Origin of the sequence: Xanthomonas arboricola, assembly GCF_003353015.1 — a bacterium.
GTDB classification, from domain to species: domain Bacteria; phylum Pseudomonadota; class Gammaproteobacteria; order Xanthomonadales; family Xanthomonadaceae; genus Xanthomonas; species Xanthomonas arboricola_E.
This window is the reverse complement of sequence record NZ_QREM01000007.1, coordinates 127,027-149,748: the sequence shown is the minus strand read 5'-3', so window position 1 is coordinate 149,748 and position 22,722 is coordinate 127,027. Positions and strand designations below refer to the sequence as shown.

15 protein-coding genes are annotated in these 22,722 nt (G+C 67.2%); 11 read left to right on the top strand and 4 right to left on the bottom strand.

All coding sequences use genetic code 11. The annotated features are described in order from the left end of the window. Window positions 1-417 precede the first annotated feature (417 nt). Window positions 418-762, top strand: a complete 345-nt coding sequence (locus C0541_RS04095) for a hypothetical protein (protein ID WP_016901594.1) — start codon at window positions 418-420, stop codon at window positions 760-762. Between the two features lie 901 nt (window positions 763-1,663). Beyond that, a complete protein-coding gene (locus C0541_RS04080) occupies window positions 1,664-2,227 on the top strand; it encodes a class I SAM-dependent methyltransferase (RefSeq protein WP_238601255.1) in 564 nt (187 codons plus the stop codon). A gap of 2 nt (window positions 2,228-2,229) precedes the next feature. On the opposite strand, the gene C0541_RS04075 is transcribed toward C0541_RS04080, so the two are convergent. Beyond that, window positions 2,230-3,531, bottom strand: coding sequence for a DNA topoisomerase IB (locus tag C0541_RS04075; RefSeq protein ID WP_193725858.1), 1,302 nt, complete (start codon window positions 3,529-3,531; stop codon window positions 2,230-2,232). 58 nt (window positions 3,532-3,589) lie between these two features. Here C0541_RS04075 and C0541_RS04070 point away from each other — a divergent pair, with 58 nt between their 5' ends. From C0541_RS04070 to C0541_RS04055, 4 genes are all read left to right on the top strand, one after another. After that, window positions 3,590-3,970, top strand: a complete 381-nt coding sequence (locus C0541_RS04070; protein ID WP_115046001.1) for an I78 family peptidase inhibitor — start codon at window positions 3,590-3,592, stop codon at window positions 3,968-3,970. 202 nt (window positions 3,971-4,172) lie between these two features. After that, window positions 4,173-8,645, top strand: a complete 4,473-nt coding sequence (gltB, locus tag C0541_RS04065; RefSeq protein ID WP_115045997.1) for a glutamate synthase large subunit — start codon at window positions 4,173-4,175, stop codon at window positions 8,643-8,645. Between the two features lie 129 nt (window positions 8,646-8,774). Beyond that, entirely contained in the window at window positions 8,775-10,256 is a 1,482-nt protein-coding gene (locus tag C0541_RS04060; RefSeq protein ID WP_115045995.1) for an FAD-dependent oxidoreductase, read from the top strand. A gap of 668 nt (window positions 10,257-10,924) precedes the next feature. After that, entirely contained in the window at window positions 10,925-12,031 is a 1,107-nt protein-coding gene (locus C0541_RS04055; RefSeq protein WP_115045993.1) for an acyltransferase family protein, read from the top strand. Between the two features lie 170 nt (window positions 12,032-12,201). Here C0541_RS04055 and C0541_RS04050 read toward each other — a convergent pair whose 3' ends face one another. Then, window positions 12,202-13,260 carry an NAD(P)-dependent alcohol dehydrogenase gene (locus tag C0541_RS04050; RefSeq protein ID WP_115045990.1) on the bottom strand — a complete coding sequence of 353 codons (1,059 nt, stop codon included), beginning with the start codon at window positions 13,258-13,260 and terminating at the stop codon, window positions 12,202-12,204. Between the two features lie 310 nt (window positions 13,261-13,570). Here C0541_RS04050 and C0541_RS04045 point away from each other — a divergent pair, with 310 nt between their 5' ends. From C0541_RS04045 to C0541_RS04030, 4 genes are all read left to right on the top strand, one after another. Beyond that, entirely contained in the window at window positions 13,571-14,644 is a 1,074-nt protein-coding gene (locus tag C0541_RS04045; RefSeq protein ID WP_115045988.1) for a glycoside hydrolase family 5 protein, read from the top strand. 486 nt (window positions 14,645-15,130) lie between these two features. After that, entirely contained in the window at window positions 15,131-16,120 is a 990-nt protein-coding gene (locus C0541_RS04040) for a glycoside hydrolase family 5 protein (protein WP_161959947.1), read from the top strand. 519 nt (window positions 16,121-16,639) lie between these two features. Then, a complete protein-coding gene (locus C0541_RS04035) occupies window positions 16,640-17,701 on the top strand; it encodes a glycoside hydrolase family 5 protein (RefSeq protein WP_115045983.1) in 1,062 nt (353 codons plus the stop codon). A 228-nt stretch (window positions 17,702-17,929) separates the two neighbouring features. Beyond that, window positions 17,930-18,379, top strand: coding sequence for a PepSY domain-containing protein (locus C0541_RS04030; protein WP_161959869.1), 450 nt, complete (start codon window positions 17,930-17,932; stop codon window positions 18,377-18,379). A gap of 302 nt (window positions 18,380-18,681) precedes the next feature. Here the strand turns inward: C0541_RS04030 and C0541_RS04025 are convergent, their stop codons facing one another. After that, window positions 18,682-20,472 carry a M28 family metallopeptidase gene (locus C0541_RS04025; RefSeq protein ID WP_115045978.1) on the bottom strand — a complete coding sequence of 597 codons (1,791 nt, stop codon included), beginning with the start codon at window positions 20,470-20,472 and terminating at the stop codon, window positions 18,682-18,684. A 60-nt stretch (window positions 20,473-20,532) separates the two neighbouring features. Next, entirely contained in the window at window positions 20,533-21,189 is a 657-nt protein-coding gene (locus C0541_RS04020) for a hypothetical protein (RefSeq protein ID WP_115045975.1), read from the bottom strand. A 97-nt stretch (window positions 21,190-21,286) separates the two neighbouring features. Here C0541_RS04020 and C0541_RS04015 point away from each other — a divergent pair, with 97 nt between their 5' ends. Next, window positions 21,287-22,585, top strand: a complete 1,299-nt coding sequence (locus C0541_RS04015) for a murein hydrolase activator EnvC family protein (RefSeq protein ID WP_193725857.1) — start codon at window positions 21,287-21,289, stop codon at window positions 22,583-22,585. The last annotated feature ends 137 nt before the right edge of the window (window positions 22,586-22,722 follow it).

Genomic DNA, 22,722 nt, shown 5'->3' with positions numbered 1-22,722 from the left:
GCGCGCCGGCAAATCTCCACGGCGGCGACATCGAGGGCTGGCACACAGGCTGCCGAGGCGAGGCAAGGCCCTGTCGCCAAGTCGTAGCGCCACTGCGCCACAACGGACCGATTGCACCGGTCCTCCCTGAGCAGGCGAGACCTGGAAGGGTGCCGTTGTTCAGCCGCGATCAGATGCTCGACTCACAAGCCTGGCGTGTCGAGCGCGCGGTGCCCTCACCGCACCAGACAGTCTGCTGGTTGCTTTGTTGAAAACCATGCGCACCGACCATCTCGGCCGACCCTTGCTCGCCGAGCGTCCCGGGGGCAGCGGCAGGCATGGCGTGCCAGGCACCGCGTTGCATGCGGCGGACAGTCTTCATGCCACGCCAACAACGGATTCTTCACGCTTGCGGCATTCTTCCGCTGGAGATCCCCGATGATCCGCACCCTCGCCCCGCTCGCTGCCGTGTTGTTGCTCTCGGCCTGTGCCTCCAACCAGGTTGCGCAGGTACAGCCCATCGACGGCGCCATCTCCGGCCAGTGCCATATCGATAAAGTGCGCGGCGCGGTCGGCCTGGCCGCTGCGGCGCAGACCATCGAACGGGCGCGCGTGGACAGCGACAGCCTGCAGGTCAGCGTGCGCCGCGGCGAACGCGCCACCGGCGGCACCACCGCCAGCGGCCTGGCCGACCCGGCCCAGGGCGCCAGCGAAAGCGGTGGCGATCACCTCACCGTCGAGACCGGCCCGAACAACAACATCACCGCGATCTACTGCGGCTGAGGCCAGTCGCCGGCTCCGGCGCTACGCAGCGCCGTCCCCCGGCAGGCGACGCACAGCGGGCACGTTGCGTCGTCTGCAGCCGCCGGGACCACCACCCCACCCAACGCCGACCAGCCGGCCAATCCGCCACTCAGCGCAATCGCGTCCATCGGCGTCAATCCGCGTCGGGTCCGGCCGCCGATGCAGGCAGCAGCATGCCGCCAGGCATCGCCACGGTGCTGGTCACGTTCCAGCGGATCAGCGATACGTTCGGCGGCAGTTGCTGCGTGCAGGCAGCTGCCCTGGACCGTGCCCTGGCATTGGCCACCGTCCGCGCCCAGCGCGCTATCGCCCTGCCGGTCGTCGCGGCTCACGTCGCCCGGCCTGTTTCCTGCCGACACCGCACACTGGATGACGCCGGACCAGCGTGCCATTGCACGCGTCGGTTGGACAACGCGTGCAAACGACCTCGGTGCATTCGGGCCGGGACACAGCAAGCGTGATCTGCCGGTTGTCCAGCGTGCGCACGATGTACCACGGCATGCCATTGCCGCTGCCGTCGGTGCGCAGCCGCTGCACGATTCATGCACTGCTTCCAAGGCGCAGCCTGCCTGTCGCACGCCCGCGCGATGCAGGCAGTTGTGCAGGCGCCGCGCAGTGCATCCGGCGATCGCCTGCAGTGGCGATCGCCCGCACATCATCCCGACGATGACGCCATCGTGCGGCGCGCACATGGCATCGCCAACGCACCGATGCTGATGACAACCTGAACTTTCGTGGCCGATTGGCAGTCAGGACAGACGGCGGACAGCGTCTTGCTTTAGCCTTGTTTTTCGCATGATTGCGCATCTGCGTCGCTGTGCGCAGATGCCGCTTGAACGAACTCTTTCAAATGTTGTGAGGATAGATGGCGCGTTCGTATATGACGTCGTTTTTTCGCGAATGGCTCACCGCACCCAGCTCCGTTGCCGCGATACTCCCCTCCGGACGCGCACTCGCTTCCATCATCACTTCCGAATTGTCGGAACAGACCGGCCGCGTCCTCGAACTCGGGCCGGGCACCGGCGTGTTCACCCAGGCGATGATCGACAAGGGCGTGCGCGAGAAGAACCTCATCCTGCTCGAGTACAACGCCGCGTTCTCTGCGTTGCTCAGGCAGCGCTTTCCACATGCACGCTTGCTGCAGATGGATGTTGCCGATCTGGAGTCGATGCCCCGCATCGATGGCTCTTGCGTCGACGCCGTGGTCTGCGGCCTGGGCTTGTTGAACATGCCGGCGCAGCAGGTGGCCGCGGTCTTGCGTGGCGCCTTCCTGCAGTTGAAGCCGGGCGGCCGGCTGTACTTGTTTACCTACGGATTCAAGTGCTCGGTGCCGGCACGGATTCTCGACGCGCTGGATCTGGAGGCCGTCAGGATCGGGCGCACCTACCGTAACGTGCCGCCCGCGACGACCTACCGCATCCAGCATCGCGCCTGTCGACGCTAGCCTCAGGCCGATGCCGCACGCCGCGCGCGCGGCCCGGCCGCCTTGCGGGGTTTGCTGCTGGTCTTGCGTGCCTTGCTGCGCGAGTCGGTCAGGAAGCGCAGCGTGGCCGCCTCCCACTGACGCTCGCCGCGCACGCCGGTGGCCATGGCCTGCAGCTGGCCGGCACGCCAGCCTTCGAACACGCATGGGTCGATATAGGCCTTGCGGCACACCGAAGGCGTGTTGCCAAGCGCATCAGCCACTTCGCGGATGACATCGTTCTGCACCTGGGTCAGCGCGCGCTCGCTCATGCGCTCTGGCAGCGGCAGCCGTGCCAGACGTTGCAGCGCGGCCAGGGTGCCGCCCCAGGTGCGGAAATCCTTGGCGGTGAAATCCTCGCCCATCGCCTCGCGCAGGTAGTCGTTGACCTCGCCCGAATCCACCGGTTGCAGCTGGCCGTCGTCATCGCGGTACTGGAACAGCGATTGCCCCGGCAATTGCTGGCATTCGCGGATCAGTTTGACCAGTTGCTTGTCGTCCACTTCGATGTCGTGGTCCTGGCCGCTCTTGCCGCGGAACTTCAGCCGCGCACGCCCGCCGCGCAGGAATTCCATATGCCGGTTGCGCAAGGTGGTCAGCCCGTAGGAACGATTGCTGCGCGCATATTCGGCATTGCCCACGCGCACCAGGGTGTCGGCCAGCAACGCCACCACGATGGCCAGCACCTTCTCGCGCGGGAAGCCCGGCAGGACCAGATCGCGTCGCAGCCGCCGGCGCAGCTTGGGCAGCGCGGTGCCGAAGGCGATCACCCGTTCAAACTTGCCTTCGCCACGCACCTGCGCCCAGTCGGCGTGGTAGCGGTACTGCTTGCGCCTGCGCGCATCGCGGCCGGTGGCCTGCAGATGGCCGTTGGGCTTGGCGCAGATCCACACCTCGGTATACGCCGGCGGAATGGCCAGGGCGCGGATACGCTGCAAGGTGTCGGCATCGGCCACGCGTTGTCCGTCCGCACTGCGGTAACTGAAGCTCTTGCCGGCCTTGCGGCGGCTGATGCCGGGCTGCTGGTCGTTGACGTAGGTGAGCCCTGCAGCGCGCGCAGTGGCCTTGGCCTGGGCAACCGCGGCCACGCTTGCCACCGCGGCCGTGGCGGCCACCGCGCCGGCAGCAACGGTGGCCAGCTTGCCGGCGGCGCTGGCGGTGGCTGCAGCATTGCGAAGAACACGTTTGGCTTTCATTGCGCACGGATCGAAGGACAGGCGCCGATTGTTGAGCCGGGCGGGACTAGGCTGCGTCAACGCCGTGGCAACGCCATGTGGGCAAGCCATGCCTGCGGGCGGGTTTTCTGCTTATGCTTGGGCTTCCCTCATTGTGCTGGAGTCATCGATGCGCGCTGTCCTGCCTACCGCCCGCCTGGCCTGTACCCTGGTCGTGCTGGCGGCATTGAGTGCCTGCGGTTCACCGCAACCGGACGAGCAGGAAGCCGTCTCCGCCAAGGCGCAGCAAGCCGCCGAACAAGCCGCCGCACCGGCACCGGCCGCCGCGCCCGAGGCACCGCCGATCGGCAGCTGCGATGCCACCCAGGTGCAGTCGCTGGTCGGCCAGGCGCTGACCGAGGCGGTGAGCGAACAGGCCCGCAACGATGCCGGCGCCAAATCGGTGCGCGTGCTCAAACCCGGCCAGATGACCACGATGGAGTTCAACGGCGAGCGGCTGAACCTGGAAGTGGACGCCAAGAACGTGATCGCCTCGGTGCGTTGCGGCTGAGCCCTGCCCCGGCGCCTGTCGGCGACAGGCGCCCAGCCCGCTGGAACAAGGCCTTGCGACCGCCCTCGTTGCAGCTGTAACGGTGTATTGCGGCACCGCATCAACTGTGGTCTAGTCGATCATCCGGTGACCTCTTCGAAACGCTCCACGGATCGAGCGCTGCAACGTCGTCGCCGCTCTCCCAGATCGCAAAGAGGCAGACATGGCCCCCCGCACTCGCCAAGGGCTCAACGACTACGGTCTCTACGACAGCGTGCGCGATGAGCGCGACGCCTGTGGTTTCGGCATGGTCGCCCAGCTGGACGACCAACCTTCCCGCTCGCTGGTGGACACCGCGATTGCGGCACTCTCGCGCATGACCCACCGCGGCGGTGTGGCCGCCGACGGGCTCACCGGCGATGGCTGCGGTCTGCTGATCCGCAAACCCGATGCGTTCCTGCGCGGGCTGGCGCGCGATGCCGGCATCACCGTGGGCACGCGCTACGCGGCCGGCGTGGTGTTCCTGCCACTGGACGACGCCGACGCCGCACGCTGTCGCAGCGAACTGGAAACCCAGTTGCACAGCGCCGGCGTGCACTTGCGCGGCTGGCGCGTGGTGCCCACCGACGACAGCGTCTGCGGCCAGCTGGCGCGCGACACCTTGCCGCGCATCGAGCAGGTCTTCGTCGATGCCGGTGCCGAGCAGAGCGAGGACGGCTTCACCCTGGCGCTGTTTCTGGCGCGCCGCCGCGCCGAGCAGGCGCTGCGCGAGGTGGCGGACTTCTATGTCACCACGCTCTCGCCCAACGGCATCAGCTACAAGGGCATGGTGCTGCCGGACAAGCTGAGCACGTTCTATCCGGACCTGCAGCGCAGCGACCTGTCCTCCAGCGCCATTGTCTTTCACCAGCGCTTTTCCACCAACACGCTGCCGCGCTGGCCGCTGGCGCATCCGTTCCGCCTGCTCGCCCACAACGGCGAGATCAACACCATCGAAGGCAACCGCCGCTGGGCGCAGGCGCGCAGCAAGGTGTGGCAGACCCCGCGCTTCGACATCGCGCAGTTCGACCCGGTGATCTCCATGCACGGCTCCGATTCGCAGAGCCTGGACAACATGCTGGAGCTGCTGATCGCCGGTGGCATGGACCTGCTGCAGGCGCTGCGCATCCTGGTGCCACCGGCAACCCAGTCGCTGGAGTTCAAGGACGCCGACCTGGCCGCGTTCTACGAGTTCTACGGCCTCAACACCGAGCCGTGGGATGGCCCGGCCGGCATCGTCGCCTGCGACGGCCGCTATGCCGCCTGCATGCTCGACCGCAACGGGCTGCGCCCGGCGCGCTGGATGCTGACCTCCGACCGCCATTTCCTGGTGGCCTCCGAGGCCGGCGTGTGGGAGCTGCCGGCCGAGCGCATCACCCGCAAGGGCAAGCTGGGCCCGGGCGAGATGATGGCGATCGATCTCAAGCGCGGCGACCTGCTCGATTCGGACGCCATCGACCGCATCAACCGTGCGCGCGCGCCGTACAAGCAGTGGCTGCAGCAGGGCGTGACCTACCTGCAGACCGAACTGATCGACCCCTCGCTGGTGGAAGAACCCTTCAGCGAGCAGACCCTGCGCAGCTACCACAAGCTGTTCCAGCTCAGCACCGAGGAAGTGGAGCAGATCCTGCGCCCGCTGGCCGAGACCGAGCAGGAAGCCACCGGCTCGATGGGCGACGACACCCCGATGGCGGTGCTCAGCCGCCAGACCCGGCCGCTGTACGACTACTTCCGCCAGGCCTTCGCGCAGGTCACCAACCCGCCGATCGACCCGCTGCGCGAAGGCATCGCGATGTCGCTCACCACCCAGCTCGGCAAGGAGACCAACATCTTCCATGCCGGCGCGGAGACGGTGAACCACGTCATCCTCAACTCGCCGGTGCTCAGCCAGCGCAAGCTGCGCCAGCTGCTGAAGATGGAGCAGTACGTCGAGCGCAACCGCCTGATCGACCTGTCCTACAGCGTGGAGGAAGGCCTCAAGGCCGGCCTGCAGCGCATCTGCCAGGAGGTGGAAGCGGCCGCGCGCGACGGTGCCGTCATGCTGTTGCTGTCGGACCGCTACCCGGTGCCGGACCGGCCGATGGCGCATGCGCTGCTGGCCACCGGCGCGGTGCACCACCACCTGTGCAAGGTGGGCCTGCGCTGCGACGTCAACCTGATCATCGAGACCGGCACCGCGCGCGATGCGCACCACATGGCCTGCCTGCTCGGCTTCGGCGCCACCGCGGTGTATCCGTACCTGGCCTACCAGACGCTGTTCGACCTGGGTCGGCGCGGCATCCTGCAGCTGAGCAAGGGCGGCGAGCAGTCGCAGATCGGCCGCCGCTACCGCAAGGGCATCTACAAGGGCCTGTCCAAGATCATCTCCAAGATGGGCATCTGCACCATCGCCAGCTACCGCGGCGCGCAGTTGTTCGAGATCGTCGGGCTGGACCCGGACGTGGTGGAGCTGTGCTTTGCCGAAACGCCCGCCCGCATCGGCGGCGTGGGCCTGGCGCGGCTGGACACCGAGGCGCGCGAGCTCACCGCACGCGCCTGGAACGACCAGCTCAAGCCGGAAGTGGGCGGCCTGCTCAAGTACGTGCACGGCGGCGAGTACCACATGTACAACCCCGACGTGGTCATGACGCTGCAGCGCGCCACCCGCACCGGCGATGCCGGCGACTGGCAGAAGTACGTCGACGCGGTGCATGCGCGCCCGGCCTCCACGCTGCGCGACCTGGTCCAGCTCAAGCGTGCCGACACCCCGACCCCGCTGGACGAGGTCGCCCCGGCGGCCGACGTGCTGCGCCGCTTCGACACCGCCGCGATCAGCCTGGGCGCGCTGTCGCCCGAGGCGCACGAGGCGCTGGCCATCGCGATGAACCGCCTGGGCGGGCGCAGCAATTCCGGCGAAGGCGGCGAAGACCCGGCCCGCTACGGCACCGAGAAGCGCTCCAAGATCAAGCAGGTGGCCTCGGGCCGTTTCGGCGTGACCCCGGAATACCTGGTCAATGCCGAAGTGCTGCAGATCAAGGTTGCCCAGGGCGCCAAGCCCGGCGAAGGCGGCCAGCTGCCCGGCCACAAGGTCAACGAGCTGATCGCCCGGCTGCGCTACGCCAAGCCCGGCATCGGCCTGATCAGCCCGCCGCCGCACCACGACATCTACTCGATCGAGGACCTGGCCCAGCTGATCTACGACCTCAAGCAGGTCAACCCGACCGCGCTGGTGTCGGTGAAGCTGGTCGCGCATGCCGGCGTCGGCACCATTGCCGCCGGCGTGGTCAAGGCCGGCGCCGACCTGATCACCGTGTCCGGCCATGACGGCGGCACCGGGGCCAGCCCGGTCAGCTCGATCCGCTATGCCGGCGTGCCGTGGGAACTGGGCGTGGCCGAGTCGCACCAGGCGCTGGTGGCCAACGACCTGCGCGAGCGCACCATCCTGCAGACCGACGGCGGCCTGAAGACCGGCCTGGACGTGGTCAAGGCCGCGTTGCTGGGTGCCGACAGCTTCGGCTTCGGCACCGCGCCGATGATCGTGCTGGGCTGCAAGTACCTGCGCATCTGCCACCTCAACAACTGCGCCACCGGCGTGGCCACCCAGGACGAGCGCCTGCGCGCGAACTACTTCACCGGCCTGCCCGAGCGCGTGGAGCATTTCTTCCGCCTGCTGGCCGAGGAAGTGCGCCAGTGGCTGTCCTACCTGGGCGTGCGGTCGCTGGACGACATCGTCGGCCGCACCGACCTGCTCGAACAGCTGGAGGTCTCGCCGCGTGCCGGGGTCACGATCGATCTGTCGCGCCTGCTCACCCATGCGCGCTACGACGGCAGCCATTGCGCCGCCCAGCGCCTGTACGAATCGCCGGACAGCCTGGCCACGCAGATGGACGGCCTGCTCGCCGATGCGATCGCCAACAAGACCGGTGGCGACCACCGCTTCCTGATCCACAACACCGATCGCTCGATCGGCGCGCGCCTGTCCGGCGCCATCGCGCGCGTGCACGGCAACCACGGCATGAGCGATGCGCCGTTGAACCTGCGCTTCCGCGGCACCGCCGGGCAGAGCTTCGGCGCATTCAACGCCGGTGGCCTGCAGCTGGAGCTGGAAGGCGAGGCCAACGACTACGTCGGCAAGGGCATGGCCGGCGGGCGGCTGGTGGTGCGTCCGCCGCGCGGTGCGCGCTTCGAGGCGCGCAGCACGCCGATCGTGGGCAACACCTGCCTGTACGGCGCCACCGGCGGCGAGCTGTTCGCGGCCGGCCGCGCCGGCGAGCGCTTTGCGGTGCGCAACTCCGGCGCGCTGGCGGTGGTCGAAGGCGCAGGCGACCACTGCTGCGAATACATGACCGACGGCGTGGTGCTGGTGCTGGGCAAGGTCGGCCTGAACTTCGGCGCCGGTTTCACCGGCGGGCTGGCCTATGTGCTGGATATCGAGCGTGACTTCGTGGACCGCTACAACCACGAGCTGATCGACATCCATCGCGTCTCCGCCGAGGGCTTCGAGAACCATCGCCAGCACCTGCACACCCTGATCAGCCGCCACCGCGAGCTGACCGGCAGCATCTGGGCGCAGCAGATCCTGGACGAGTTCCGCGACTACATCGGCAAGTTCTGGCTGGTCAAACCCAAGGCCGCCAGCATCGAGTCGCTGACCGAGTCGCTGCGCCGCGCCGCTTAGTCGTGCTCCCCTCTCCCGCTCGCGGGAGAGGGGTCGGGGGTGAGGGCGCACGCCCGGCTACCCCTCTTCCGCCCCTTCGGGGCACCTTCTCCCGCAGGCGGGAGAAGGGAATCAGCCACGGATTTCTCTATGAGCCGCAAGCAAGCCTTCCAATTCCTCGACCTGCCCCGGACCATGCCCACGCGCATTCCGGTGGAGCTGCGTACCTCCGGTGACTGGGGCGAGCTGTACGGCAAGTTCGACAAGGCCGACGCGCAGTACCAGTCCGGCCGCTGCCTGGATTGCGGCAATCCGTACTGCAGCTGGAAGTGCCCGGTGCACAACGCCATCCCGCAATGGCTGCAGCTGGTGCAGGAAAACCGCATCGAGGAAGCCGCCACGCTGTGCCACTCCACCAACCCGCTGCCGGAAGTGTGCGGGCGGGTGTGTCCGCAGGACCGCCTGTGCGAGGGCAGCTGCACGCTGGAGGAATTCGGCGCGGTCACCATCGGCGCGGTGGAAAAGTACATCGTCGACACCGCCTTCAAGATGGGCTGGCGCCCGGACCTGGGCAACGTGCAGCCGAGCGGCTGGCGGGTGGCGGTGATCGGCGCCGGCCCGGCCGGCCTGTCCTGCGCGGACCGCCTGGTGCGTGCCGGCATCGAGGCGGTGGTCTACGACCGCTACGAGCAGATCGGCGGGCTGCTGCAGTTCGGCATTCCCAGTTTCAAGCTGGACAAGTCGGTGATCGGCAAGCGCCGCGAGATCCTCGAAGGCATGGGCGTGCAGTTCCGCCTGGGCGTGGAGGTGGGCCGCGACGTCAGCATCGAGCAGTTGCTGGGCGAATTCGACGCGGTGTTCCTGGGCACCGGCGCCTACCGCTACACCGATGGCGGGCTGCCCGGGCAGGACCTGAAGAACGTGCTGCCGGCGCTGCCGTTCCTGGTGCAGAACAGCCGCATCGTCAGCGGCAACGACCCGCACGGCCGGCCGATCGCCGGCTGGGAAGACCAGATGGCGCTGCCCGATCTCAACGGCAAGCGCGTGGTGGTGCTGGGCGGCGGCGACACAGGCATGGACTGCGTGCGCAGCGCGATCCGCCTGGGCGCGGCCAAGGTCACCTGCGCGTACCGCCGCGACGAGGCCAGCATGCCGGGCTCGGCACGCGAGGTGGCCAACGCGCGCGAGGAAGGCGTGCGCTTTTTGTTCAACCGTCAGCCGCTGTCGATCGAATCCGGAGCCGACGACGAGGCGATCGGCGTGACCGTGGTGGAGACCCGGCTCGGCGAACCCGATGCCAGCGGGCGGCGCAACGCGGTACCGGTGGAAGGCAGCGAATCGCTGCTGGAAGCGGACGTGGTGATCATCGCCTTCGGCTTCTCGCCGACCCTGCCCGACTGGTTGGCCTCGCAGGGCGTGGAAGCCGGCAGCAACGGCCGCATCGTGGCGCCGGCCGACGACAGCGGCCGCCTGCCCTACCAGACCAGCAACCCGCGCCTGTTTGCCGGTGGCGACTGCGTGCGTGGTGCCGACCTGGTGGTCACCGCGGTGGCCGAAGGGCGCGATGCGGCCGGCAGCATCGTGCAGCTGCTGGGCGTCAAGGCGCAGGTCAAGGAACCGGCTGCCGCCTGAGGGCTGACCGGCGCACAGGCGACGCGCCTGTCGCCGGTTGTCGCACTGCGTGCGGGCAAGCCGCACGCTGCATGGGCGGCAGGGCCGCATGGCGCTGCCGGATGCCGCATCCACGGCACGGAACCCGCGCGTACGCGCGCGCATGCCCCGCCCGGCTCAAGACCGGGGCAAGACCCTGACTGCCCCGCCGGCCGGGCGCCTCCACGCGCACTGCCCCCCACCGCCTCGGCAAGGTCGTGTCCCATCCGGCCCGCAGCGCGCGACGACCAGGCCAGGTTATTCCCCCTCGGCGCCGCGCCGGACACGCGCCCGGCCGGTAAATGGCGGCGGCAGGCCCAAGCGCCCATCCGCCGTGCAAGGCGCTACAGGCAGCCAGGCGCTGGTAATCGGCATGCACGCAGGCCTGCAGCGATCTGCAGCCTCGACGATTGCACCCTCTGTGGAAGTGTGATTTAAGTCACATAACCGCTGTCGCCACAGCATCCGCTCCTGACCAATCACCACCGACGCGCAGGACGTTCTGCGCCGAGCTGGATGTCCTGGGCAGTGACGGCAGTCGGTTCCATCCCAGGTGCGGACAACGCCGCCACCGTGGACCCCAGACCTCGTTCACGTGTCGCCGCGCCATGCGGCGGCGAAGCCGTGGGCCTCACCAAGGAAGCAACCTCATGACGCAGCAACTCGCTACCAGCCAACAAGGACGCGACGACTGGGTGGACTGGCTCCGCGGCGCCAGCGTATTGATGGTGATCGTGCTGCACGCCTATGGCTTCGCCTTCGATGCCTACCCGGAACTGCGTGGCGGCACGACTGAGCAAGCCAGTGCCCTGATGCTGTCGATCGAGCACCTCAACCGCTCGCTGGCGCCGCTGCGCATGCAGCTGATGTTCCTGCTCTCGGGCCTGTTCGTGGCACGTGGGCTGGACAAGGGCATCGCGCCCTACCTCGGCGGCAAGCTGCGGCATGTGCTGTACCCCTACCTGCTCTGGTCGGTGCTGATCTTCGCCCTGCGCGAGGCAGGCTCGGTGCTGGCCAAGGCCGAACCCATCGCCTGGCTGGATCTGGGCAGGATCGCGGTCGGCAACGTGGCGCTGACCTGGTTCCTGTTCTACCTGTTCGTGTTCCTGGTGCTGATGCCGTTGCTGCGCCGGCTGCCGGCGCCGTGGGTGCTGGCCACGACCGTGCTCGGCTCGGTCTGCCTGGGGCCGCTGCTGCGCCAGGGTGCCGATCCGTTCTATTACTTTGCGTTCTTCTACATCGGCACGCTGCTGGCCGGCCGGGTGCCGGCACTGCTAGGGCAGGCACCGCGCTGGATCTGGCCGCTGTCGTGCCTGAGCCTGTGCGCCATCGTGCTGATCGCCAACCTCACCGCGCTGCAGGGCATCTGGATCGGCTACCTGCCGCTGGTGCTGATCGCGCTGCCGCTGCTGATCGCCGCGGCGATGTGGGCGAACCGGCAACCGGCCGCGCAGGCGATCCGCTATGTGGGCCGCAACTCGGTGGTGTTCTACCTGAGCCACTTCCCGCCCTTCATCGTGCTGGCCTACCTGCTGCCGCGCTGGATCCACGATGGGTCGCTGCTGTTCTTCGCCTTGTTGGGCACCGGCGTGCTGGCGCCGACGGTGCTGTGCCTGCTACGCACGCCGGGCCGCCTGCCTGCACTGAACCTGCTGTTTTGCGCACCCCTGCTGGCGCGCACCACACGCCCCGCGACGCCGCTGGTGTCGCCTTATCCGGCGCAGGACGGCAGGGTGGCCGTTGCGCAGGGCGCCTGACCGGGTTGATCACGTCGCGCTCCGGCGATCGATCCTAGAGGCGGTCGCCGGGTCTCATCCGGCAGCAGCGTGGGCGCGGCCACTGCCGCGTCCACGCTGTAATCCATCGCGCGACCACCTGACGTGCAGCCCTGTGGCAGGGCTGCATCGCTGCCAGGCGCGCCGGGCGATCAGGCCGCCTTGTCCAGCGTGGCCATGTCGATCACGAAGCGATACTTCACATCGCTCTTGAGCATGCGCTCATAGGCCTCGTTGATCTGGTCGGCGCGAATGGTCTCGATGTCCGAGACGATGTTGTGCTTGGCGCAGAAATCCAGCATTTCCTGGGTCTGGCGGATACCGCCGATCAACGAACCGGCCAGGGTGCGGCGCTTCATGACCAGGTTGAACACGCTCGGCGAAGGATGCGACTGCTCGGGCACACCGACCAGCACCATCGCGCCGTCGCGCTTGAGCGCATTGAGGAACGGGTCCAGGTTGTGCGGCGCGGCCACGGTGTTGAGGATGAAGTCCAGCGTGTTGGTCTGCGCGGCCATCTGCGCCTCGTCCCTGGAGATCACCACTTCGCTGGCACCCAGGCGCATGGCGTCGGCACGCTTGCTCTCGGAGGTGGTGAACAGCACCACCGTGGCACCCATCGCCTTGGCGATCTTCACCGCCATGTGGCCCAGCCCGCCCAGACCGACCACGCCCACCTTCTGGCCGGGACCGACCTTCCAGTGCGCCAGCGGCGAATAGGTGGTGATGCCGGCGCACAGCAGCGGCGCGACCGCGGCCAGGTTGTCGCTGTGCGAGATGCGCAGCACGTACTTCTGGTCGACCACGATGTGATCCGAGTAGCCGCCATAGGTGTTCTCGCCACCGCCGAACATCGGACCGTTATAGGTGCCGGTGAAGCCCTGCTCGCAATACTGTTCTTCGCCTTCCTGACAGGACGCGCAGCTGCGGCAGCTGTCGACCATGCAACCGACCCCGGCCAGATCGCCGACCTTGAAGCCGGTGACCGCATCGCCAACCGCGGTGACGCGGCCGACGATCTCGTGGCCGGGCACCGACGGGTAGCGCGTGTTATGCCATTCGTTGCGTGCGGTATGCAGGTCCGAGTGGCACACACCGCAGTAGGCGATATCGATCTGCACATCGTTGGGACCTGGCGCGCGTCGTTCGAACACGAATGGTGCAAGCGGCTGATCGGCGGTTTGGGCGGCGTACGCGTGGGCTTGGCTCATGGGGAAAGACTCCGGGATGTGACGTCTCCCGCGACAGTGCGGGCGACAAAAGTAAGCGGGCTGTAGCTTAAGACAGGCGCCCGTCGCACTCCTGCGACAGTGCGTCTTGCCGGTCGGGTTGCGCACGCGACCACAGCGGCATGGTGCGCCCTGCAGGTGTTTGCGCACGATCAAATCCGCGTTTGCCGGCGTGAATGGCGCACTAACGCCTGAGCTCCTAGGCTGATCAAGCACCATCCTGACCTGCACCATCCCTGCTGGCCGTGCCCTCCCCCTGCGGCCGCCCACGTCGATGCCGAAGGAGGCTTCCATGTTCCGCTCTCCCCCCAACCGTCCATCCTTGCGCAGTGCCGCACTCGCACTGACCCTGCTGGCCGCAATGCCGCTGGCGTACGCCAAGGAGCCTGGCCATGCTGACAAGCAATCCAGCGGCCTGAAGTATGTCGGCGTCAATCTATCCGGCGCCGAGTTCAACTCACGCAAGAAACCCGGCACCCTGTACAAGGACTACATCTACCCGACCGCGTCGGATTTCAGCTATTTCGCCGGCAAGGGCATGAATACGATTCGCCTGCCGTTCCTGTGGGAGCGCCTGCAACCGCAGCTCAGCGGCGACCTGGACCCGGCGCAACTGGCGCTGCTGAAGAAATCGGTGGCGGCGGCCAAGGCCAACAAGCAGTCCCTGATCCTGGATGTGCACAACTACGCCAAGTACAACGGCAAGCGCATCGGCAGCAGCGAGGTGCCCGCCGCCGCGGTCGCAGACCTGTGGCGGCGGTTGGCGCTGGAATTCAAGGACGACACGTCGGTGATCTTCGGGCTGATGAACGAGCCCAACGGCATTTCCGCCACCGACTGGGCAACCGCGGCGCAAGGCGCGATCAACGCGATCCGCAAGACCGGCGCCAGGAACCTGATCCTGGTGCCGGGCACCGCCTACAGCGGCGCGCACAGCTGGCGCAGCGCCAACTATGGCGGTTCCAATGCCAAGGCGCTGGAAATCCTCAAGGACCCGGGCAACAACCTGGCCTTCGAAGCGCATCAGTACCTGGACAACGACTACAGCGGCACCAAGCCGGTGTGCACCAGCGCCACGGTCGGCGAAGAAAAACTGCGCGGCTTCACCGCCTGGCTGCGCGAGAACAAGCAGAAGGGCTTTCTGGGCGAATTTGGCACGGCCAACAATGCGGTCTGCGACCAGGCGCTGGAAGGCATGCTGACCTACATGGAAAAGAACAGCGACGTGTGGCTGGGCTGGACCTGGTGGGCCGCTGGCGCATGGTGGAAGCCGGAGTACTTCTTCACCGTGCAGCCGGGCAAGGACGGCAGCGACAAGCCGCAGATGTCGATCCTGAGCAAGTACGCCCGCCGCGCGACCAGGTAACCCACGCGGGCAGGTCGATCACGGTGGTCGCAGCCGGTGCTGCGGCCACCGTTTTTTTTGCGCGTACCCCGCCCTGCCCTGCCAGGCCTCGCCGATGACATCCGCCAACGACTGGCAGCGGCGCCAGGCTTCCGGAGCCAGCGACCACTGCGGCGGATTTCCGCGGCGATTCGGCGCAGATTGCAATCGGCATGCAATGCGAGTGACCGCGCGGTGTCGCTTTACCACAACAAAGCGTGTGCATGTTCGACAATAACTGCGTAGTCGCTCACAGCTCGAATTAAGTGATACCTCGCATTCGTAGTTTGAATGTCCGGATGCGCTTAGGGTGAAACGCGATGCAGTGCCGTCATGCACGTGGCAGGTCCACGCCAGGGCGCTGCATTTCCCCCGCGAATGCTTCAGGAGTCACCCATGTTGCCCTCCCCCACCCCGATACGCCGGCTGTCCAGCCGTGCGTGGTCTTTGCTGCTGCTTGTCATCGTGCTGCTTGCAGGCATGCCGTTCGCACAGGCACAGAACCGTCTGAAGTACGCGGGCGTCAACCTGTCCGGTGCCGAAATCAAATCCTCGCAGAAGCCCGGGGTGCTCAACGTCGACTACCTGTATCCGGCCGCCGGCGATTATCGCTACTTCGCCGGCAAGCACATGAACATCGTTCGGCTGCCGATCCTGTGGGAACGCCTGCAACCCAAGCCCGGCGGCGAGCTGGACGCGGCGCAGCTGGCGCTGATCCGCCAGGCCGTGGTCAACGCCAAGGCCGCCAAGATCTACCTGATCCTGGATATCCACAACTACGCCAGGTATTACGGCAACAAGATCGGCAGCGCGCGCGTGCCGATCAGCACCTTCAGCGATCTGTGGCGACGCCTGGCGATCGCCTTCAAGAACGACAACAGCGTGATCTTCGGGCTGATGAACGAGCCTTACGGCATCAATCCGCAATCCTGGGCCAATGCGGCGCAGGCCTCGATCGACACCATCCGCAAGACCGGCGCCAACAACCTGATCCTGGTGCCCGGCGCGCTATGGAGTGGAGCGCACAGCTGGTACTCCACCGTTGCCGGCCAGTCCAACGCAGTGGCGATGGCATCCATTCGCGATCCGCTCAATCGCTACGCCATCGAAGTGCATCAGTACCTGGATAAGGACTCCAGCGGTACCAGCGCCGGGTGTGTCAGCAGCACCGCCGGTACCGAGCGCCTGCGCAGTTTCACCCAATGGCTGCGCATCAATCACAAGCAGGGCTTTCTCGGCGAGTTCGGCACCGGCAACAACGCCACCTGCAACAGCGCACTCAACGGCATGCTGGGGTATCTGGAGACCAACCGCGACGTGTGGGTAGGCTGGACCTGGTGGGCCGCCGGCGCGTGGTGGAACCGCAGTTACCCCTTCAATGTCCAGCCCGATGCGCAGGGCCGCGACAAGCCACAGATGTCGATCCTGAGCGCGCGCGCAAAACGCATCACCCAGTAGTCGAAGCAAGCGTCCGACAAGCGGCGTGCGAGGGTTGCCCATCGCACGCCGCACAGCAGGCAGCCGGCAGTGGCATGCACGCGCGGTGCATGCTGCCAGCCAGCAACCGTGCCCAGCCGCGGTGAGTACCCTCCTTACGCAACAAAACGCCAGCATGTAGCGCGCTCTAGCGCTCGCCATGCGCGCGCGCAACAGCGGTGCCGCGTCAGTGATCCGACGTCGCAGCGTTGACGGCGAGCGCATCCATTCGCCGATTTCTCGACAGCGCCATGCATGCAATGGCGGTGTGGACAAGCGTGCGCGACCGTTTTTTCAGGGCGGCGCGTTACAGCGTGCTGTTCCAGAACGTGACCCCTGCGGTAAGTGACTGCGACCGACCCTGCACATTTAATTCACATTCGATGTGATGGGCATTTAGGCACGGCAGATGCATTGATTACGGCAGGTGTGGCGCCCTTCGCGCAGATCGCACGCAACCCGCTGCGACACACCATCCCCGTCGTCTAAGGAGTTCGTTTCATGTCTGCTGTCTCTCAAACGCTGCGCACCGTTTTCCGCTGCGCCCTGCTCTGCATTCTGTTCGGCACATTTGCACCCGTTTATGCACAAACACGTGCACTGAAGTATGCAGGCGTCAATTTATCCGGCGCCGAATTCGCATCGTCCAAAAAACCCGGTGTCCTTAATAAGGACTATATGTATGCCCCGGCCAGCGACTACACCTATTTCGCCGGCGTTGGCATGAATACGATCCGCTTGCCGGTGCTGTGGGAACGCCTGCAGCCCAGTGCACGTGGCGAACTGGATCCGACCCAGCTGGCCCTGGTGCGGCAAGCCGTGGCACGTGCCAAGGCGTCCGGCATGTACCTGGTGCTGGACATCCACAATTACGGCAAATACTACGGCTACAAGATCGGCGGCGACCAGGTGTCGAACGCCACCTTTGCCGACCTGTGGCGCCGCCTTGCGCTGGTGTTTCCAAGCGACAACGCGGTGATCTTCGGGCTGATGAATGAGCCCAACGGCGTATCGGCCAGCGGCTGGGCAGGGACTGCGCAAGCAGGTATCGATGCGATTCGTGCCACCGGTGCAAATAATCTGATCCTGGTACCGGGCGCATTATGGACCGGTGCGCACAGTTGGTATTCGCCCACCAACGATGGCTATTCCAATGCAACCGCATTGGTCTCGATCTACGATCCGCTCAATCGCTATGCGTTCGAGGTGCATCAGTACCTGGATGCCGATTCCAGCGGCACCTCCAATGTCTGCGTCAGTGCCACCATCGGTGCCGAGCGTCTGCGTGGCTTCACCCAGTGGTTGCGCACCAACCACAAGCGCGGATTCCTGGGTGAATTCGGCACCGGCAACAACGCGGTCTGCAATGAAGCGCTGCGCGGCATGCTCCGCTACATCGATGCCAATGCAGATGTCTGGTCGGGCTGGACGTGGTGGGCTGCCGGCTCGTGGTGGAACGTCAGCTACGAGTACAGCGTGCACCCCTACAAGGACGGCACCGACAGGCCGCAGATGTCCATCCTCTCGCCCCAGGCCGTTCGCGCCACGCGAGTCATTCCGTAAGGTGAGGCAGATGGATTGTGCGTCAATCGAGCCGCCGCAAGGCGGCTCGCTTTTTTTGGTTTCCGCAGCGGCTGCAGGCCGGACCACCGGGCGGACCGGTCGTCGCGCGAGTGGGTCATCACCAATGCTTGAGCTCACTGAATTTTTCCGCAGCGGTTTCTGACGGTTTTCACCTGGCTGCGATAAAGCAGCGTCCAGCATGGGCGCACTTCACCGTAGGAGCATCACATGGCACATCGACTGATGAAGACCGCGCTGTTCGGCGCACTGGTGTTGGCAGGGCAGGGCGCGTTTGCGCAGGCCGCCGCCAACAAGCCGGCCAAGGCACTGACCTCCAGCGAGGTCACCAGCATGTTGACCGGCAAGGGCTATACCAAGGTGCACGACGTCAAGTTTGAACATGGCGTATGGACCGCCGACGCACGCAGCGGCGACGGCAAGGACGTGGATGTGCGCATCGACCCGGTCACCGGCCGTGTCTATGGCGACCAGACCACCTCCAAGCTCAGCGAGGCCGATATCCGCGCCGCGCTGGCGACCAGCGGCTACTCCAACGTGCACGACCTCAAGTTCGAAGATGGCCTGTGGCAGGCCGACGCCGAGCAACGTGGCGGGCAGAAGGTGGATCTGCACGTCGATCCGGAAGACGGACACGTGGTGAGCGTGGACAACGATTGACCAGGACGTGCCTGGGTCGGTGCGGCACCCACGGTGCCGCCGCCCCGATGGCGGCACGCCGTCGGCCGCACGCTTGAAGGCAGGCGCAGCACATCGACGCACGGCATCGACCGCATCGCATCGACACGCAGCGTGACGGGTCCACAACCGTCACGGCCCGGACCAACGAACGCAAAGGGCCTCCCGTCGGAGGCCCTTTGCGTTGATGACGCGACCTGGGCGTGCCGCTGCCGCCCAGCCTGCAGACCGCATCACGATGCCGTGCATCGGCTGCATGGCGCCGGGCGCGGTCGTGGGCGCGGTCAACGCGCCGGCGCCGCCTTCCTGCCCTCTGCGGCGGCGTCCTGTCCGGCAGCGGGCGCCTCGGCGCCGGCGGCGGGCTTGCCCGCCATCATGCGGTCGCGCGCCGCCTTGAACGGGTTGCCGGCATACCAGTTGGGCCAGCGCTGCCCGGCGGCCACCTCCTTGCCCACGCCATACACCGCCTGCAGGTCTTCGATGGTGCCATCGAGCTTCCAGGTGGCTGCATCGTATTCATCGCCGGGGGCGTGATAGCGATTGCGCCCGTAGTCCTCGGCGGCCGCGCGCCCGGCCGCGGTGCCGCCCTCGCGCAGGTCTTCGCCGCCATCGGCATACAGCGCCGGCACGCCGGCCTTGGCGAAGTTGAAGTGATCCGAGCGGAAATACGAGCCGCTTTGCGGCGTGGCCTCGGCATGCAGGGTGCGGCCCTGCATCGCGGCGATCGGCTTGAGGATGTCTTCCAGCTCCGAACTGCCCATGCCCACCACGGTGACATCGCGTGCGCGCCCGGCCACCGACATCGCATCCAGGTTGATCACCGCCGCGATCTTGTCCAGCGGAAAACTCGGGTTGGCCACGTAGTACTTGGAACCGAGCAGGCCCGATTCCTCCAGCGTCACCGCCACGAACACCACCGAGCGCGCCGGCTTGGGGTCCTGATGCGCGAACGCGTCGGCAATCTCGAGAATGCCGGCCACGCCGGTGGCGTTGTCCACCGCGCCGTTGTAGATGTTGTCGCCACTTTCGCCCGGATGCCTGCCCAGGTGGTCCCAGTGCGCCATGTACAGCACCGCCTCGTCGGCGTGGCTGGTGCCCGGCAGCACGCCGACCACGTTGCGCGAGGTCTTTTCGGCGATGCTGCTCTTCAGGTCCACCGACCAGCTGGCCTTCAACGGCACCGGCTTGAAGCCACGCTTGCTGGCGTCCTTGTAGGCCTGCGCCAGATCCAGCCCGGCATTGGCGAAGAGCTGCCTGGCGGTTTCGGCGCTGATCCAGCCCTGCACCGGCAGGCGCGGATCGGGATCGTCCTTGGCCGGCAGGTCGTATTGCGGGCCGGCCCAGGAGTTCTTGACCACATCCCAGCCATAGCTGGCCCCTGGGGTGTCGTGCACGATCAGTGCGGCGGCCGCGCCCTTGCGGGCGGCTTCTTCGAACTTGTAGGTCCAGCGCCCGTAATAGGTCATGCGCTTGCCGTCGAACAGCGTGGCATCGCCGGTCTGGAAGCCCGGGTCGTTGACGAACATCACCACCGTCTTGCCTTTCCAGTCCTGGCCGGCGTAATCGTTCCACTGCTGTTCGGGCGCATCCACACCGTAGCCGACGAACACCAGCTCGCTGTTGTCCAGCTTGACCTCGGCCTGGCCGGTACGCGTGCCGACCACGATGTCGGTGCCGAAGGCCAGGGTGCGGGTCTGCTCGCCGCTGCGCAGGGTCGGCGCGGTGGCCGCATCGGCGGTGGTTTCCACCATCGGCACATCCTGGAACCAGCTGTCGCCGTTGCCCGGCTGCAGCCCGATGCGCTGCATCTGGTCGCGGATGTAGGTGACGGTCTTCTCTTCGCCGGGGGTCCCGGGGCCGCGCCCTTCGAAGTCGTCCGAGGCCAGCGTCTTGACCAGCTCGGCAAAGTCGCCGCCGGTCAGCTCCGGCGAGAAGGCGTGGCGACTGACCGGCGCGCTGGGCACGCTGTCGGCTGGCGTCTGCGCGGCGGATGCGCGCGGCGCATCGGCGGGTTCACGCTTGCAGCCGGCCAGGGCCAGCGTCGCGGCCAGGCACAACAGGATCTTGCGGGGCATCGGGACTCCTCGTGCGGCGAAGGTCCCCCGATTCTAGGCGCTGGCCCCGTGGTGGGGGCGTCAGTCCCTGGGGGCCACGTCGCTGTCGAAGCTGCGCGCAGTGGCGCCGGTGACTGCGCCGATCTTCGCGGTGCGGTGCACGTACAGGCTGACCTCGCGCTCGAACGCCAGCGGGCCATCCACCACCGCATCCGGGCCGATCACCACTCGCGGCTTGCGCGCAGGCTTGAACGAGAAACTGAAGTTCGGCTTGGTGACCTCGATCCCGCCACGCACATGCGAGCGCACCCCGACGGTGATGTCGCCGTTGACGGTCTCGATGCCCTTGCCGAGCTCGGTTTCCACCAGGCCGATACTGCCGTTGACCGTTTCCACGCCGCCGCTGATCCGGCTGCCGCGTTCCACCATTACGCTGCCGTTGACCGTCTCCAGTCCGCCGGACACCACCACCTTCCGGCCCAGCGTGATCGCGCCATTGACCGTGGAGACCTCGCCGGTACGGGCGTTGTCGCCGATCTGGATGCTGCCGTTGACCGTTTCCACGCTGCGGGTCTGCGCGCCGGCGCCGATCTCGATGGAACCGTTGACGGTATCCAGGGCGCCATAGACCTTGCCGGCCTCGGCGCTGATGCGGCCATTGACCTTGCTGATGTCCTCGTCGGCCCAGGCGCTCGTGCAGACCAGGGACAACATCAGGAGCAGATGCTGGGGCTTCATGCTGAACCTCGCGCGGCGGCGGCTGGCTTGGGCGTGGCGGCGATCACACCATGCTTGGCTACAATCGCGCACCTGCCTGAAGTCATTGGACCTTTCGTTGCCCCTGTCGCCCGCCCCGCGATCGCGCCTGTCGTCTGCCCCCGCCACCGGCCGCTCCCGCGCCTGGCTGGTGGCGACGCTGCTGGCCTGCACGCTGCTGGGCAGCACCGGGGCCGGTGCGCAAAGCCAGCGCGAGGCCGAGCGCAAACTGCAGCAGCTGCGCGACGAGCTCAAGACCATCACTGCCGATCGCCGCGCGCTGGAAGGCAAGCGCGGCAACGCCGCCCAGCAGCTGCGCCAGGCCGATGAGAAGGTGGCCAGGACCTCGCGTGCGCTGAGCGAGACCGAATCGGCGATGCGCGAGCAGGAGCAGCATCTGGGCAAGCTGCAGGCGGACCGTGCGCAGTTGCAGCGCGGCCTGCAGAGCCAGCGCGTGCAACTGGCCGCGTTGTTGCGCGCCGCCGACCAGGTCGGCCGCAACGCGCCGTTGAAGGTGCTGTTGTCGCAGGACACCGTCGGCGATGCCACGCGCATGCTGGCCGATCACCGCTATGTGCAGAACGCACGCGCACAGCGCATCCAGGCGTTGACCACGCAGCTGGATGCCCTGGCCAGGGTGGAGCAGGACATCGCCAGCCGGCGCCAGGCGCTGGATGCGGCGCGTGCGCAGCAAAAGGCGCAGGCCGCGTCGCTGCAGAAGGATCGCTCGCAACAGGCGGCGACCGTCGCGCAGCTGGACGACCGCTACAAACAGCGCGCCGAACGCGAGAAAGCCCTCGGCCAGGACGCCAGGTCGCTGGAGCAGCTGCTCGCCAACCTGCGCGCGGCCGCCGCCAAGGCCGAGGCCGAACGCCGCGCCGCCGCCAGGCGCGCCGCCGCCGAAGCCGCCGCGCAGCCGAAGCGCGGCAGCGCCGATCGCCCCGAGCGTCCCGGCAAGACCCCGCCCAAGGTCATCGCCAGCGCGCCGGCACCCAAGGTCGGCGGCCTGAGCTGGCCGGTGTCGGGCAACCTGCTGGCGCGCTTCAACGCCCCCTTGCCGGACGGCCATACCAGCAAGGGCGTGCTGATCGGCGCGCCCAAGGGCAGCACCGTCACCGCGGTGGCCGATGGCACGGTGGTGTTCTCCGACTGGATGACCGGCTACGGCATGATCCTGATCGTGGACCACGGCAACGGCTACATGAGCCTGTACGCGCACAACGACACGCTGTTGCGCGACGCCGGCGCGGCGATCAAGCGCGGCGAGGCGGTGGCCAAGGTCGGCAGCTCGGGCGGGCAGGGCGTGCCGGCGCTGTACTTCGAACTGCGGCGCAACGGGCAGCCGGTGGATCCATCGAGCTGGCTGCAGCGCCGCTGAGTCCCCGGCACGCCGGACCCGCGCCGATGCATGACCGTCCCCCTACCTGGCCCCGCCAAGTCAACGCGGATTTACCGCCGCTTCGCGCATAATCCAGACCGCTCCGTTGCGGGGCGTCTTATCTCTTTGTCGGAGTG